The sequence below is a fragment of the Rhizobium grahamii genome (genome assembly GCF_009498215.1).
GTDB lineage: Bacteria > Pseudomonadota > Alphaproteobacteria > Rhizobiales > Rhizobiaceae > Rhizobium > Rhizobium grahamii_A.
Window position 1 is genome coordinate 3,491,395 of the sequence record NZ_CP043498.1, and the last position, 15,023, is coordinate 3,506,417.

At 59.4% G+C, this 15,023-nt stretch carries 16 protein-coding genes and 1 tRNA gene; 7 read left to right on the top strand and 10 right to left on the bottom strand.

Annotated elements, in window-relative coordinates; all coding sequences use genetic code 11:
• Positions 1-59 precede the first annotated feature (59 nt).
• On the top strand, positions 60-1,076 hold the full coding sequence (locus FZ934_RS16785) for a class I SAM-dependent methyltransferase (RefSeq protein ID WP_153271991.1): 1,017 nt from the start codon (positions 60-62) through the stop codon (positions 1,074-1,076).
• Positions 1,077-1,100: 24 nt separating this feature from the next.
• Positions 1,101-1,871, top strand: coding sequence for a sulfite exporter TauE/SafE family protein (locus tag FZ934_RS16790; RefSeq protein ID WP_153271992.1), 771 nt, complete (start codon positions 1,101-1,103; stop codon positions 1,869-1,871).
• A 28-nt stretch (positions 1,872-1,899) separates the two neighbouring features.
• Here the strand turns inward: FZ934_RS16790 and fabI are convergent, their stop codons facing one another.
• Genes fabI through fabA form a run of 3 tightly spaced genes read right to left on the bottom strand, consistent with a single transcriptional unit; the run spans position 1,900 to position 4,508 of the window.
• Positions 1,900-2,706 (bottom strand): enoyl-ACP reductase FabI, encoded by an 807-nt coding sequence (gene fabI, locus FZ934_RS16795; RefSeq protein WP_153271993.1) that lies wholly within the window; start codon positions 2,704-2,706, stop codon positions 1,900-1,902.
• A 4-nt stretch (positions 2,707-2,710) separates the two neighbouring features.
• Positions 2,711-3,934, bottom strand: a complete 1,224-nt coding sequence (gene fabB, locus FZ934_RS16800; protein WP_153271994.1) for a beta-ketoacyl-ACP synthase I — start codon at positions 3,932-3,934, stop codon at positions 2,711-2,713.
• A 58-nt stretch (positions 3,935-3,992) separates the two neighbouring features.
• Positions 3,993-4,508, bottom strand: coding sequence for a 3-hydroxyacyl-[acyl-carrier-protein] dehydratase FabA (gene fabA / locus FZ934_RS16805; RefSeq protein ID WP_016552232.1), 516 nt, complete (start codon positions 4,506-4,508; stop codon positions 3,993-3,995).
• Positions 4,509-4,811: 303 nt separating this feature from the next.
• On the opposite strand from fabA, the gene irrA reads away from it, so the two are divergent.
• Positions 4,812-5,231, top strand: a complete 420-nt coding sequence (gene irrA, locus FZ934_RS16810; RefSeq protein ID WP_153271995.1) for an iron response transcriptional regulator IrrA — start codon at positions 4,812-4,814, stop codon at positions 5,229-5,231.
• Positions 5,232-5,233: 2 nt separating this feature from the next.
• Here the strand turns inward: irrA and FZ934_RS16815 are convergent, their stop codons facing one another.
• Entirely contained in the window at positions 5,234-5,869 is a 636-nt protein-coding gene (locus tag FZ934_RS16815; protein ID WP_153271996.1) for a trimeric intracellular cation channel family protein, read from the bottom strand.
• 121 nt (positions 5,870-5,990) lie between these two features.
• Between FZ934_RS16815 and FZ934_RS16820 the strand changes: the two genes are divergently transcribed.
• Positions 5,991-6,473 carry a hypothetical protein gene (locus tag FZ934_RS16820; RefSeq protein ID WP_153271997.1) on the top strand — a complete coding sequence of 161 codons (483 nt, stop codon included), beginning with the start codon at positions 5,991-5,993 and terminating at the stop codon, positions 6,471-6,473.
• A gap of 5 nt (positions 6,474-6,478) precedes the next feature.
• Here the strand turns inward: FZ934_RS16820 and FZ934_RS16825 are convergent, their stop codons facing one another.
• The 5 genes from FZ934_RS16825 to FZ934_RS16845 form a co-directional block, all read right to left on the bottom strand.
• Positions 6,479-7,264 (bottom strand): YdcF family protein, encoded by a 786-nt coding sequence (locus FZ934_RS16825; RefSeq protein ID WP_153271998.1) that lies wholly within the window; start codon positions 7,262-7,264, stop codon positions 6,479-6,481.
• 53 nt (positions 7,265-7,317) lie between these two features.
• Positions 7,318-8,040, bottom strand: a complete 723-nt coding sequence (locus FZ934_RS16830; RefSeq protein ID WP_153271999.1) for a YoaK family protein — start codon at positions 8,038-8,040, stop codon at positions 7,318-7,320.
• Between the two features lie 152 nt (positions 8,041-8,192).
• Positions 8,193-9,245, bottom strand: a complete 1,053-nt coding sequence (locus FZ934_RS16835; RefSeq protein ID WP_153272000.1) for a hypothetical protein — start codon at positions 9,243-9,245, stop codon at positions 8,193-8,195.
• Positions 9,246-9,373: 128 nt separating this feature from the next.
• Positions 9,374-9,449: transfer RNA gene (locus tag FZ934_RS16840), tRNA-Ala, on the bottom strand.
• Positions 9,450-9,599: 150 nt separating this feature from the next.
• Positions 9,600-9,989, bottom strand: coding sequence for a TIGR02300 family protein (locus tag FZ934_RS16845; protein ID WP_153272001.1), 390 nt, complete (start codon positions 9,987-9,989; stop codon positions 9,600-9,602).
• Between the two features lie 228 nt (positions 9,990-10,217).
• Here FZ934_RS16845 and FZ934_RS16850 point away from each other — a divergent pair, with 228 nt between their 5' ends.
• The 3 genes from FZ934_RS16850 (at position 10,218) to rpsA (ending at position 13,387) form a co-directional block, all read left to right on the top strand.
• Positions 10,218-10,859, top strand: coding sequence for an FMN-binding negative transcriptional regulator (locus FZ934_RS16850; RefSeq protein WP_153272002.1), 642 nt, complete (start codon positions 10,218-10,220; stop codon positions 10,857-10,859).
• An 8-nt stretch (positions 10,860-10,867) separates the two neighbouring features.
• Positions 10,868-11,515, top strand: a complete 648-nt coding sequence (gene cmk / locus FZ934_RS16855; RefSeq protein ID WP_153272003.1) for a (d)CMP kinase — start codon at positions 10,868-10,870, stop codon at positions 11,513-11,515.
• Positions 11,516-11,683: 168 nt separating this feature from the next.
• Positions 11,684-13,387: a 30S ribosomal protein S1 gene (gene rpsA, locus FZ934_RS16860; protein WP_153272004.1), complete on the top strand. Its 1,704-nt coding sequence runs from the start codon at positions 11,684-11,686 to the stop codon at positions 13,385-13,387.
• Positions 13,388-13,472: 85 nt separating this feature from the next.
• On the opposite strand, the gene FZ934_RS16865 is transcribed toward rpsA, so the two are convergent.
• Positions 13,473-15,014 (bottom strand): hypothetical protein, encoded by a 1,542-nt coding sequence (locus FZ934_RS16865; RefSeq protein WP_153272005.1) that lies wholly within the window; start codon positions 15,012-15,014, stop codon positions 13,473-13,475.
• Positions 15,015-15,023: the final 9 nt, after the last annotated feature.

Consider the following 15,023-nt stretch of genomic DNA (forward strand, 5'->3'; position numbering starts at 1 on the left):
ACTTCATGGGCGCGGGGTAGTTTCCGCGCCCTTTTTGTATTCAAGAACGAGATAGAACCATGAGCAGCGAGACGCTGAAGACACTGTTCCACCCCTTTGTAAGCGGCACCGTCGAGGCGCCCGGCGAGGGCGAGCGCGTGCTTTTCCTCGGCGCCGAGGCGGGCTTCGCCCTGCCGGAGGGCTTCGCCGCCTCGCTGAACGCCGTACAGGGCTTCCGATCGCTGTACCGGCAGCTGCTCTCCCAGCGCATCGAAACCACGCCTGAGATCGAAGGCGAGGACTATGATGCGGCACTCGTCCTCTGCAACAAGCACAAGGGCGAGAACGAGGCCAACATCGCCGCCGCGCTTCAGCGCGTGAAGGTGGGCGGCCTGATCGTTATCGCCGGCGGCAAGGAGGATGGCATCCAGTCGCTTCGCAAGCGCATGGAAGGCTTCGGTCTTGAGATCGAGCACATGCCGAAGTATCACGGCGTAGCGCTCTGGTTTGGCCGCCCGGCCGATATCAGCGAGATCGTCGGCAAGTTTGCCAAGCCGCCCGTGCGCGTCGATGGCCGCTTCCTGGCTGCAGCCGGCATGTTCTCCCACGACCGTATCGACGATGGTTCCGAGCTGCTTGCTTCACGTCTTCCTGCCGATTTCACCGGTGACGTCGCCGATTTCGGCGCCGGTTGGGGCTATCTCTCGATCGAACTGGCAGAGCGGTCTCCCGGTGTCAGCCGCCTTGACCTATACGAGGCCAACCACGCCGCTCTGGAAGCGGCAAAGGCCAATCTGGAGGAGAACTGCCCCGACGTGCCTGCGCGCTTCTTCTGGCACGATCTGGCCGGCGAACCGGTCAAGGACAAGTACGATCTCGTCATCATGAATCCGCCCTTCCACGAAGGCCATGCGGCGGAACCCTCGCTCGGCCAGGCGATGATCAAGACGGCCGCGTCGGCGCTGCGCGGCGGCGGTCGCCTGCTGCTGGTCGCCAATCGCGGCTTGCCTTACGAGCCGGTGCTGGCTGCGAACTTCAAGGAGAGCGGCGAGACCTGCCGCAACGCTCGTTTCAAGGTTCTCTGGGCGAAGAAATAGGATCCGGCGCCCTTGTCGGAGTCTATGGCAATGATCGTGCTGGGAGCCGTTGTTGCAGGTTTCGTTCAAGGGCTCTCAGGCTTCGCTTTCGGTCTCGTAGCCATGTCCTTCTGGGCATGGACTATTGAGCCCCAACTAGCTGCAGTGCTCGTCGTCTTTGGCGCGCTCACCGGCCAGGTCACTGGGATGATATCTGTCCGGCGCGGCTTCAATCTGAAGGTCTTCTTACCGTTTCTTCTGGGTGGTATGGCCGGCATACCTATAGGCGTGGCGCTTTTGCCATCACTCGAAACACATCTTTTCAAGACCATCCTTGGGGTGCTGCTGATTATCTGGTGTCCGGTGATGCTGTTTGCGCGTCAGATTCCGCCGATCCGCGTCGGCGGAAAAATCGCCGATAGCGCCGTTGGCGTGATCGGTGGCATCATGGCTGGGATCGGCGGGTTCTCCGGCCCTATACCAACGCTTTGGTGCACTCTGCGGCAAATGGAAAAGGACGAGCAACGTGCCGTTATCCAGAACTTCAATCTGGCGGCTCTTGCTTTCACTATGGCAACTTATCTGAGCATGGGAATGGTGACCGCAAAAATGCTACCGATGTTTGCCATCGTGGCAGCGGCGATGTTGCTCCCGACAATTCTTGGGGCTCGATTTTATCTGCGGATTAGCGAGGCGACATTTCGAAAAATCGTTCTCGGACTACTGACAGTGTCGGGAGCGGGGATGATCGCTTCGGAGATGCCGAGTTTTCTCAGCGGTCACGCCGCCGCCCGCATTGTCGACTCTCAGAGATAAAAAAAGCGGCCAGTGGCCGCTTTTTGTCTTATTCCACGTCTGCCTTGCGTAGCGCATCAAGCGCCGGCATCGAGGTGATGTTGAACCCGGCATCGACGAAGTGGATTTCGCCGGTCACGCCTGCCGCCATGTCGGAGAGCAGGTAGAGGGCCGAGTTGCCGACGTGATCGATGGTCACGGTCTTGCGCAGCGGCGAGTTTTGCTGGTTCCACGACAGGATGGCGCGAGCATCGGAAATGCCGGCGCCGGCAAGCGTGCGGATCGGGCCGGCTGAGATCGCGTTGACGCGAATGCCACGCGGGCCGTAATCGGCGGCCAGATAGCGCACGGAGGCCTCGAGTGCGGCCTTGGCAACGCCCATGACGTTGTAGTTCGGAATGACACGCGTCGAGCCGTTATAGGTCAGCGTCAGCATCGAGCCGCCATCGGTCATCAGCGGCGCCAGGCGCTTGGCGATCTCGGTGAACGAGAAGCAGGAGATGACCATTGTGCGGCTGAAATTGTCGCGCGTGGTGTCGGCGTAGAGGCCCTTCAGCTCATTCTTGTCGGAGAAGCCGATGGCATGTACGACGAAATCGAGCGTGCCCCAGCGTTCCTTGATGGCTTCAACTGTCGCGTCGACCGAAGCAATGTCCTCGACGTCGCATGGCAGAACGAATTCGGATCCGACTTCAGCTGCGAGCGGCTTGACCCGCTTGCCGAGTGCATCGCCCTGATAGGTAAAGGCAAGCTCTGCACCCTGTGCTGCCAGCGCCTTCGAAATTCCCCAGGCGATGGAATGGTTGTTCGCAACGCCCATGATAAGCCCGCGCTTACCCTGCATGATTCCCGTCATATTGTTATCCGTTGTAGCGCTGGAAGACGAGCGTGGCGTTGGTGCCGCCGAAGCCGAAGGAGTTGGAGAGCGCGATGTCGATCTTTGCATCGTCGATACGCTTGCGAACGATCGGCACGCCGTCGAACTCAGGGTCGAGCTCGGTGATATGGGCGCTTTCGCCGATGAAGCCGGCCTGCATCATGAGCAGCGAGTAGATCGATTCCTGCACGCCGGCAGCGCCCAGCGAGTGGCCGGTCAGCGACTTGGTGGACTGGATGTGCGGGATCTTGTTACCGAACACTTCGCGGATCGCACCGATTTCCTTGCTGTCGCCGACAGGCGTCGAGGTGCCATGCGTGTTGACGTAATCCACATCGCCCTTCACCGTCGAGAGCGCCTGGCGCATGCAGCGGATAGCGCCTTCGCCTGACGGAGCGACCATGTCGTAGCCGTCGGAAGTCGCGCCGTAGCCGACGATTTCGGCGTAGATTTTGGCGCCGCGAGCCTTGGCGTGCTCAAGCTCTTCGAGAACCAGAACGCCGGCGCCGCCAGCGATGACGAAGCCGTCGCGGCTCGCGTCATAGGCGCGCGATGCAGTCTCGGGCGTGTCGTTGTACTTTGACGACATGGCGCCCATAGCGTCGAACAGGTTCGACATCGTCCAGTCGAGATCCTCGTGGCCGCCGGCGAACATGATGTCCTGCTTGCCCCACTGGATCATTTCTGCGGCGTTGCCGATGCAGTGCGCCGAGGTCGAGCAGGCCGACGAGATCGAGTAGTTGACGCCGTGGATCTTGAACCAGGTGGCGAGCGTGGCGGACGCCGTCGAAGACATCGCCTTCGGCACGGCGAACGGGCCGATGCGCTTCGGGCTGTTGTTCTTGATGGTGATCTCGGCGGCTTCGATCAGCGTGCGGGTCGAAGGACCACCCGAGCCCATGATGATGCCGGTGCGCTCGTTCTCGCTGTAGTCCTTTTCCTCAAGACCGGAATCGGCGAGCGCCTGCTTCATCGCGACGTGGTTCCAGGCGCCGCCCTGGGAAAGGAAGCGCATGGCGCGGCGATCGACCAGATCCGTCGGATCGAGCGAAGGGCGGCCCCACACCTGGCACTTGAAGCCGTGTTCGGCAAAATCGTTGGAGAAGGAAATGCCGGACTTGGCATCGCGCAGCGACGCAGTGACCTCGGCGGCATCATTGCCGATCGAGGAGACAACACCCAGACCCGTAACAACTACCCGTCTCATGTGTTTCGACCTTTTCGTTTTTTTCTAACTTGGAAACCGGGCAGGGTGCCCGGTGCAATCAGGCTTCTTTGTCCTTGGACAGGCCGACGCGCAGGTCGGTTGCCTGGTAGATGGTCTCGCCGTCCGCCTTCAGCCAGCCGTCGGCAGTGCCGAGAACCAGGCGGCCACGCATGACGCGCTTGAAATCGATGCCGTACTCGAGCAGCTTCGTGGTCGGGCGGATCATGCCCTTGAACTTCACTTCACCGGTCGAAAGAGCCATGCCGCGACCCGGCTCGCCCAGCCAGCCGAGGAAAAAGCCGGTCAGCTGCCACATACCATCGAGGCCGAGGCAGCCCGGCATGATCGGGTTGCCCTGGAAGTGGCAGGGGAAATACCAGTCGTCGGGCTTCACATCGTACTCGGCGCGGATATAGCCCTTGTCGAAGGCACCGCCCGTTTCGGAAATGTCGGTAATGCGATGAACCATCAACATCGGCGGGAGGGGAAGCTGTGCGTTACCCGGGCCGAACAGTTCGCCGCGGCCGCAGGCCAGAATTTCCTCATAGTTGAAGCTGGATTGTTTCGTCGCCATGAAAACTCTAATTCCCCCCGCAACTTTGCCGATGGATGTGAACGTTTAGTCCAAGTTCGGCGGAAAATGAAGCATAAGCATGACTGAGCTTCACCCACGTCCAAGGACCGGCTGCGCGCCTTATTTGGTGGTCGCATACAGGAAGGCCAAGCCCCCGGCCAGCACTAATTGCGCCAAAAGCCCGATTTTGCGGCGCTTTCACTCTCTTTGTCCCCATTGAAACTATTGAAACGCTTTTGCGCAAAAGTTATATGGCTAATGAAACCTGATTGCTTGACGCTAGATTAACCCGGAGTTCGTTGGATGGTGGCAGAAGCCCCGCTTACCATTGAGGCACGGCTGAGACATGCCGGCCTTCGTCCGACGCGCCAGCGCGTAGCGCTTGGCGACCTCCTTTTCGCCAAGGGCGATCGACACCTGACGGTCGAAGAACTCCACGAAGAGGCCGTGCACGCGGGCGTGCCGGTATCGCTGGCGACCGTCTACAACACGCTGCATCAGTTCACCGAAGCCGGGATGATCCGCGTTCTCGCTGTCGAAAGCGCCAAGACCTATTTCGACACCAACGTCTCCGACCACCACCATTTCTTCATCGAAGGCCAGAACGACGTGCTCGACATTCCGGTCAGCAACCTGACGATCGGCAATCTGCCGGAGCCTCCGGAAGGCATGGAAATCGCCCATGTCGACGTGGTGATCCGCCTGCGTGCGAAGCGACGCTGATCTTACATCACATCATCAGGATGCCGCCCGGGCTTTGTCTTGTAGGTTGGAAACGTCCAGCCGAAGTACAGAGCGCCGCCACGCACCGAAAATGCCGCGGCGACACCGATTGCCGAAGCGAGATGAAGCGGTAGACCGAAAGAATTCGTCACGGTGAAGAGCCCGGCGCCGACGAGCGCTGCGGTGATGTAGATTTCCGGGCGCAGCAGAACCGATGGCTCGTTGGCCAGAAGATCGCGCAAGACGCCGCCGAAGGTTGCCGTCAGGGTCCCGGTGACGATGCCGATCGTTGGTGAGCCCGTGGCAGCGAGGCCCTTTGCTGCCCCCATCACGCAATAGGCCGAAAGTCCGACGGCATCGAGCCATATCAGCAGCCGATACCGCGATTCGACCAGATGGGCGGTAAAGAATACCAGAATGCCGACCGCGCAGCAGATCACGATATAGGCCGGATTGAGCACCCAGAACACCGGTACGCGGCCGAGCACGATATCGCGCACCGTGCCGCCGCCCGTCCCGGTGACGACGGCAAAGAACAGGAAGCCGATCAGATCGAGCTGCTTGCGGGATGCCGCGAGCGCGCCCGTTGCCGCGAAAAGCGCGACGCCGGCATAATCCAGATAGACGAACAGCGGCATGCGGTGCTCCAGGGCCGACGCTTAGATCTTGCAAAATGAACACGGCGGCAAGGGCGGCGCAAGGCGGATCATGCAAACTGCGCGGCCAACAGCGTCCTTATCCGACCAAAAGAGAAGCCCCGTGAAAACGCTCCTGATTGCCCTGAACATTGCCGCGTTGCTCTGCGTCCCGGTTGCGGCCTTCGCCCAGCAGGATCTGATCTCCGATCCGGAGGTGTACGAGAAGAAGCATTTTCAGGAGCAGTGCACCAAGGCGGAGTTCTCCGATAGCTTCGTCACGCGCCAGGACATCAATAACGACGGCCTGATCGATGCCGTCGTCAACGAAGGCGAACTCACCTGCGACGGCGAAAAAGGCCCGCAATGCAATGAGGACGGCTGCACCTACAATTTCTATCTTCAGGTCGCCGAAGGCGGCTACTTCATGATCGCCACCGCGCAGATCTACGGCTACGATTTCCAGAAGCGCTTCGGAAACATGGTGCTGGCGATGAAAATGCATCCGCGCTTCTGCGATCGCCCCGACGCCGACAAGGACAAGGAGCCTTGCATCGTCACGACGCGCGTGCGCGGCACCAAGTTCGTTACGATCTCCAAGAAGTAACCGGTTCAGCCGGGATAAAGCTCGGACGTTCGGTCGGCGAAATAATAGCCGACGAGACCGAACCATTCGCGAATGGCTGTTGCAAGGTTCTGGGCGTTGCGGCTCGGCTGCGTGAAGTCGATGCCGAGGCCCTCGTGCCCGTCGGTGCGGTAGTCCGTCGGCCAGGGGACGACGTCGATCGCCTGCTTGCGGAAGATGCCGACCGAACGCGGCATGTGATAGCCCGACGTGATCAGCAGGCAGTTCGACAAGCCCTGGCTTGCGAGAAGATCCTTGGTGTTGACGGCGTTCTCGAATGTCGTGCGCGATGTCTTCTCTTCCAGCAACCTTTCCTTCGGCACGCCGAAAAGCGGGAAGAAGCGCGCCGAAATGACCGCATCGCCTTCGTAAATGCCCGACAGGGAGCCGTCGCCACCCGAAATCAGGATCTGCGCCTGCGGATACTTCTGCGCCAATCGAAGCGCCTCGATGAAACGATCGCCGCCAGCGTTGAGTTCGATCCCGTGGCGGGCCGTGTTCACCTCGTTCTCGAATGCACCGCCGAGCACGATCATGCATTGCAGACTGTCTGGGTCCTGCGGCTTCGGGAAGCGATCCTCCAGGTTCTGCAGCAGATAGTTGCCGACGGTCGTGTAGAGCGTCACGAACAAGATCAGGGCCGCAAGGGTCGAAGAGGCGAGGCTGGTCGCACGCCAGCGGAAAAGGCCGGTGATCAGGGCAAGCGCGACGAAAAGGAAAGCGAGCGACATAGGTTGCCCGAATACCCAGACGAGTTTTGAGAAGAGAAACAAGAACGAATCCTTTCCACTATTGCGCGATGCCCTCTATCTGATTCGATTGGGCTTTATTGTGATAGCCGATTGGGGGAAGGCGTCGAGCGCTGGCTATTGCCGAACCGGCGCTGGACGCGCTTCGGGATGAGCAGGACGGCGAACGCGATCATCATGGCAAAAACGGCAATTAGCCAGAACGCCGCCGAGCCGGCGGTCCGTGTCAGCCAGGTTCCAGCGACGGCGCCAGCAAACATGCCCGCCCACGGCACGATCTGAATCGTCCAATCCAGCCGCCTGTCGCCGACGATCCAACGTCCGATGCCTCTTCCAAAGCGCGAAAGCGCCCCGGTCACGTAAGTCAACCCGATCGGAAGCCCCTCGATCTGCTCGACCGCGGCGTTTACCATCCCCATCGAGATCACGACCAGATAGAAGCGCGGCATTGCCAGGTTCTCGGCCGTCATGATGGAGGCCGCCACGAGCACGATGCTGACGCACGAGAGCACGACGAAGGTGCGCCGCTCCGAGAAGTGCGCGATCACGATACCGGCCGCGTTGCCAAGCACGAAAACCAGGATTGCCGAGAGCAGAACGGCGGCATGCCGCAGGTTGCCGTCTCCAAGCGACAGGGCGGCACGCGTGGTATTGCCCGTCATGAAGGAAACGAAGTCGCCCGTCAGCGCAAGCCCCGTGGCATCCGTCATGCCTGCCAGGAACGAGATTGCAGCGGCGAGCACGAGCCCCGCCGCGGTTCTGCGCGTCCGAATGATGCGTCGTCGTCTTTGTCGTGTCATCGGCGGGAACCCGATCCACCGGACAACCCGGCCTGCTACCGGCATAGCCTGCGTTGCTAAAGAATTCGCAAAGGCGTTCGACAATATGCGCGCTGACATAGCAAGGTTATAGGACTAAAACTATGCGCTCGCAGAGTGACTGGCGGGGCCATTTAGCCTTTTGATACAGAGACATCGTAGGTAACATCGTACCTTCCCAGCTCAACAAAGCGCTGGAGGATTTTGAGCGAAAGCGCATATGTAAATGCTGCGATATCGTACGGCGCTGTGTTTGAATGTTTGACACCGTTGAAACCAAACAAGTTTCGGCTATCAAATGAGAACGGTAGCGACACGTTACCGTGAAGGAGCGCATTTCGGTACTTGTAAAGTTCACGAAATTTACCAACAATTTGGTCGTGGTTTTCATCTAACAAAGCGCGCAGTCGCAATTCCAAAGCCCCGCTATTTGCCTTGTCTGAGGTTGTCGAAAGCATCGCCTCAATCGAGGCCAACGACCACATGAAAGCAACCAGCGGATTTTGCGAGGATCTAAAGCTTTGAGAAATGTAGCTCAAGCCCTTCATGAATTGCGACTTTGGTTCTTCGGCGATCTCTTTCGGCTTCGCCAACAGGAAGTCAAACACGGTTCTCGGAGATAGTTTCCGCATTGCAACGTCGGACGCAAAGGATGCACGGGGGCCCAGACCCATTTTGAACCCTCCCGATGTCGCTGTGTCGGGTCCATTGTGCGAGACAACGCGGTGGGTCGAGACACCTAGCGGATCAGCCAGGTGTGCAGCCACCAAGATTGTGTATGCCTTTAGCTCGAAATCCCGAATTAGCTCGCCATGAAACATCGTGCCTTTGGAACGACGGACGGCCTGTGCGACGTTAATTCTCTTGTAGCGGTCATCCGCCTTGATTTGAGCGATTATAAGCTCGCGGGCTCGCTCAGAGTACGTCGCAACTAGTTTGCGATCTAAGGTGATTTGGAAAACCAGAACCTTCGTAGTGTCTGTTATTGTATCGATGTTTGGAGCAAGCTTCCTAAGGTAGCTGCCTTCGCGCTGTTCAATGGTGAGGGTGGAATGAGGCGCGTGATCCATTGCGACCTGTCCGCTCATGCCGAGAACCGGCCCCCAATCAGAAAAGTCCTCCTGCCGCCCGAAAATCTTCTGCGACAAGGCAATGAACTCATACTTTTCGTTCAGCAAAGTCTTCATCGTACCAATGCGTGATAGAGATTTATAAAACTTGGTCTGAAAGGTTGGTCAGAATTGGTCTTAACTCGTTCGGAAAGCCATCCATAAGGGCTTTATAATATTATCGAATCTGGAAATATGGAAAAATTTGGTGGAGCTAAGCGGGATCGAACCGCTGACCTCTTGCATGCCATGCAAGCGCTCTCCCAGCTGAGCTATAGCCCCATCAAGGCGGTCCGGCTAGGCCGGTCCTGGGATGCTTCGCGAAGCGCTTGCCTCGCGGAGTGGCGGCTTATTACTTCCGGTTTTTGGAGATAGCAAGCCAAAAAGATCGGCCCGGCGAATTTTTCTCGTCCGGGCCGACACTTAATTCGATCAGACTTCGTCTTCGTCGCCCGTCACGCCGATGATGTCGCTCATGTCGTCATCATCGTCGTCTTCGTCGGCTTCGAGGAAGGTGTCGTCGTCGTCGCCTTCGATCTCTACGTCGTCATCGCCCATGTCAGGGATGTCGTCGCCGGATGCGCCTTCATCGGCGTCCTCGAGCGAAACCATTTCGACTTCCGTGTTCTCGGTATCGACTTCCGTCACCTCGTCTTCGTCCTGAGCGGCTTCCGCTGCGGCTGCAGCCGAGGTTTCTTCGAAGAAGGACAAGGGATAGGACTTGCCGGTGTAAGGGGAAACAATCGGATCGCGGTTCAGGTCGTAGAACTTCTTGCCGGTTTCCGGATCGGTACGCTTCGTTCCAAGTTCAGCTTTCGCCACTGTAAGCCTCGTGAGAATGGCCGAATCAAGATTCGGCAAATGCCGTGAAAACCGGCGTTCTATTCGGAATTTATAAGCCGGTCCCCATAATCGTTGCAGCCCGGCATGTCAAAGCCAAACTTTATGCATCGCTGATGCGCGGCGCGGCCATTTGTGATAGTGACCCGCCCATTGTTCATTTGCAGGGCACGTCGGCGGGGCGCCGGCTGCCGAAATGGGTCCACGACGATGTACCAGCCGCCGCATTTTCGCGAAGACGATCTTGGCGTCCAGCATGCCCTTATCCGCGCCCATCCGCTGAGCCTTTTGATAACGGCCGGCGCTTCGGGATTGATGGCCAACGCGGTTCCCGTTCATCTCGATCCCACAGCATCCGAGAAGGGGACCTTGCGCCTCCATCTCGCCAAGGCCAATTCGCAGTGGCGCGACATCGAGGCCGGCACCGAGGTGCTTGCCGTGTTCCAGGGCGCCGATGCCTATATCACCCCATCCTGGTATCAGACCAAGCAGGAAACCGGGAAGGTGGTGCCGACCTGGAACTACGCGATCGTGCAGGCGCGCGGAAAGGGCCGCGTCATCGACGATCCGGCCTGGCTTCTGCAGCAGATCAATGCGCTCACGGCGCAGCAGGAAGAGCCGCGCGACAGGCCGTGGGCCGTCGTTGACGCGCCCGACGATTTCATTCGCGCGCAGATAAAGGGCATCATCGGCGTCGAGATCGACATTGCCGCGATCGAGGGAAAATGGAAGGTAAGTCAGAACCGACCGGTCGCCGATCGGCAGGGCGTGGCGGCCGGCCTGGATCATGAAGCAGGTCAGGCCGATATGATCGATCTTGTCCGCCGCTATGGCGGACTGACGGAGAAATGAACAGGTAGATGAATTCCAGACACTTCACGATTGCCATCGACGGTCCGGCTGCGGCAGGCAAGGGAACGCTTTCGCGCCGTATCGCCGAAACCTATGGCTTCCACCATCTCGATACCGGCCTCACCTACCGCGCGACGGCGAAGGCCTTGCTCGATGCCGGCGAAACGCTCGATGACGAGAAGGTCGCGGAAAAGATGGCCCGCGAGGTTGAATTGGCCGGGCTCGATCGCGATATTCTTTCGAAGCATGAGATCGGCGAGGCTGCCTCGAAGATTGCCGTTATGCCTTCCGTGCGTCGTGCATTGGTCGAGGCGCAGCGCCGGTTTTCGGAAAAGACGCCGGGAACCGTACTCGACGGTCGCGACATCGGCACCGTTGTCTGCCCGCAGGCGCCCGTGAAGCTTTACGTGACGGCCAGTCCCGAAGTCAGGGCGAAGCGCCGGTACGACGAAATAACAGGCAAGGGCGAAGCTGCCGATTTCGACGCCATTTTTGAAGACGTGAAGCGGCGCGACGAACGGGACATGGGAAGGGCTGACAGCCCTTTGAAACCAGCTGGTGACGCGCACTTGCTTGATACGTCGGAAATGAGTATAGAGGCCGCGTTTCAAGCTGCGAAATCGATCATCGATGCGGCTTTGAGCCGAAATACGTGAATTCGAGCGATTTGCCCGGGCCCTGCCTGGGTCGCTTTTGAAGACTAAGCCTGAAATTCCGTCCAAGCGCCGGATTGCTTCCCGATGAGGAGGCGGACTGGGTTCAGGCCCGTTCAACACGAACCAACCGGCGCATACATATCCGGATTCGGATATGCAGGAGATTACATGTCAGTAGCTACTCCCTCTCGCGAAGATTTCGCGGCCCTTCTGGAAGAGTCCTTTGCCAAGCACGACCTGGCCGAAGGCTACGTCACCAAGGGCATCGTAACGGCAATCGAGAAGGACTCCGCCGTTGTTGACGTTGGCCTCAAGGTCGAAGGTCGCATCGCTCTCAAGGAATTCGGCGCCAAGGCCAAGGACGGCACGCTCAAGGTCGGCGACGAAGTCGAAGTTTACGTTGAGCGCATCGAAAACGCTCTCGGCGAAGCTGTTCTGTCGCGCGAAAAGGCTCGCCGCGAAGAGAGCTGGGTCAAGCTCGAAGCCAAGTTCGAAGCTGGCGAGCGCGTTGAAGGCGTTATCTTCAACCAGGTCAAGGGCGGCTTCACTGTTGACCTCGACGGCGCGATTGCCTTCCTGCCGCGTTCGCAGGTCGACATCCGTCCGATCCGCGACGTTACCCCGCTGATGCACAACCCGCAGCCCTTCGAAATCCTCAAGATGGACAAGCGCCGCGGCAACATCGTCGTATCGCGTCGTACGGTTCTGGAAGAATCCCGTGCCGAGCAGCGTTCTGAAATCGTTCAGAACCTCGAAGAAGGCCAGGTTGTTGACGGCGTCGTCAAGAACATCACCGATTACGGTGCGTTCGTTGATCTCGGCGGCATCGACGGCCTGCTGCACGTCACCGACATGGCATGGCGCCGTGTGAACCATCCGTCGGAAATCCTGTCCATCGGCCAGCAGGTCAAGGTTCAGATCATCCGCATCAACCAGGAAACCCACCGCATCTCGCTCGGCATGAAGCAGCTCGAGTCGGATCCGTGGGATGGCATCCAGGCCAAGTACCCGGAAGGCAAGAAGATTTCCGGTACCGTCACGAACATCACCGACTACGGTGCGTTCGTCGAGCTGGAGCCGGGCATCGAAGGTCTGATCCACATCTCGGAAATGTCCTGGACCAAGAAGAACGTACACCCCGGCAAGATCCTGTCCACGAGCCAGGAAGTCGAAGTCGTCGTTCTCGAAGTCGATCCGTCCAAGCGTCGTATTTCGCTCGGCCTCAAGCAGACCCTGGAAAATCCGTGGGCGGCATTCGCTCGCAACCATCCGGCCGGCACTGAAGTCGAAGGCGAAGTCAAGAACAAGACCGAATTCGGCCTGTTCATCGGCCTCGACGGCGATGTTGACGGCATGGTTCACCTGTCGGATCTCGACTGGAACCGTCCGGGCGAACAGGTCATCGAAGAGTTCAACAAGGGCGACGTCGTCAAGGCTGTTGTTCTCGACGTTGACGTCGAAAAGGAACGCATCTCGCTCGGCATCAAGCAGCTCGGCAAGGATGCAGTCGGCGACGCCGCTGCCTCTGGCGACCTGCGCAAGAATGCAGTCGTTTCCTGCGAAATCACCGCAGTCAACGATGGCGGCATCGAAGTGAAGCTCGTCGAGCACGAAGACATCACCTCGTTCATCCGCCGTGCAGACCTCGCACGCGACCGCGACGATCAGCGCCCTGAGCGTTTCTCGGTTGGCCAGGTTGTTGACGCCCGCGTCACCAACTTCTCCAAGAAGGACCGCAAGATCATGCTGTCCATCAAGGCTCTGGAAATCGCAGAAGAGAAGGAAGCTGTTGCTCAGTTCGGTTCGTCCGACTCTGGCGCTTCGCTCGGCGACATCCTCGGCGCGGCTCTGAAGAACCGCGGCGGCGAATAATCGTCAGCCTCAGGCTTGAAGAATGAAGAAACCCGCCGGAGCGATCCGGCGGGTTTCTTTCACTTCAGGAAGTAATGCAGAACATCTATTCCCAGCCGGCCATGCGCCGATAAAGCGCGTAGGCTTCCTCGGTCTGCTGAGGCATGGCGAGCCCGGGCGCTGCAAGGGGCGGGACGCTGCTGGAGCCAAGCTTTTCGTCCGCGCTCGCCGCTTCCGAATTTTCCGCCATCACTACGGCTTCCGGCTCGGGTTGGCCCTCCTCATCAGGCGCTTCCTCTTCATCCTCGGAAGGCATGCCGCCGTCGTGATCTTCCCGGTTCATGGAGTGGGAGCCGCCGTCTTCGATCTCGTCCTTGGCAAAATCGTAAGAGCGAGGCGCATACGGAACGCCCTCGACAATCCTCATCAGAATGGGCGCATAGGCTGCCTCGACGGCATCCGGAACGTCATGCTGCTCGACTTGCTCCTGTGCCTGGCGAACAGCGGCGTCCGTCAAGGCCGCAGCCGGCTGCGGATTGACCAGCGTCGACTGGCGAGCAGCACTCTGTGCAAGTGTTTGAACCGGCAGCTCCACCGGATCGTCGGGTAGATCGGTGGCAAGCGCATCCCCTGCGAGCACATCGATCTCAACCGGTGAGCCATCCGCGGCATCAAGCAGCGTGTCGGTTTCCTGATCGCGTATGATCGCGACGATCAGGTCGGTGGTTTCCTCGGTGATCGATGCGGGAATGCCGGGCCATATTTTTGGAATGACAGGGTCCGCCTTGGTGCCTGTGCGGCTGGCGGCGACATCTGGTGCCGCGATAGCAACGTCCTCACCGACACTGCCGGGCGTGCTCATTTCCGTTTCGGTGCGGGCTGCTGTCGGGATCTGTTCGTCGTCAGGCAGATCGACAATCGCTTCCGGCTGAACCACGGGAGCGTCTGCCGCCTCCAGGATCACGGCCGATTGTTGCGGAACGGGTGTGGCCTGGTGAGGCTGCTCTGCTTCGGATGCCGGTCGGCCGGTCACGGATGCAGCCGCCGGGGCCGATGGCTCCATATCGTCAGGCGAGGCGTTGGAGAGGGTCTCCCGCTGAAGGTTGATTTCGGGCTTCTGCTCCTGCCGCAAGGGCGAAGCATCATTCTGTCGATACGAACGGACGACAGCGCCGGTCGCGAGATCGCGATCCTTGTATCGCATGCTCTCCAGATAGGCGGTTATGCGCGCAGCTTCCGGCCCGGCCGGATTTTTGAGCGCTTCCGCCAGCAGTCGAAGCGGCACGGCATGGCCCTGCGCTGCCAGCTGGCGCTCCAGCTGCTCGATCTTCGCAGGGGGCAACTTCTGAATTGCTGAGGCAAGACGTGAGGCGAAGGCGAGATCTGTTTCATCGTCACCGCGGGGCTGCGAGAGTGCGTCGCCTGCGGCCTTCAGGACGTCGAGAAGGGCTTCCACCATCCGGGCGCGCACGGCCAGCAGCAATATGTTGAGCTTGCCCGCGATCGTCGAATTCAGGTCGGAGCTCTGTACCTGATGGACAGGGGGAACGGCATCCACGACGCGGATCGTGCCATTGGCGGCAATGGCAACCGACGGGCTCTGGGATGAAAAGCTTGCATTTGACGCTGCACGAACCGGAGTCAACATGGCATGCTC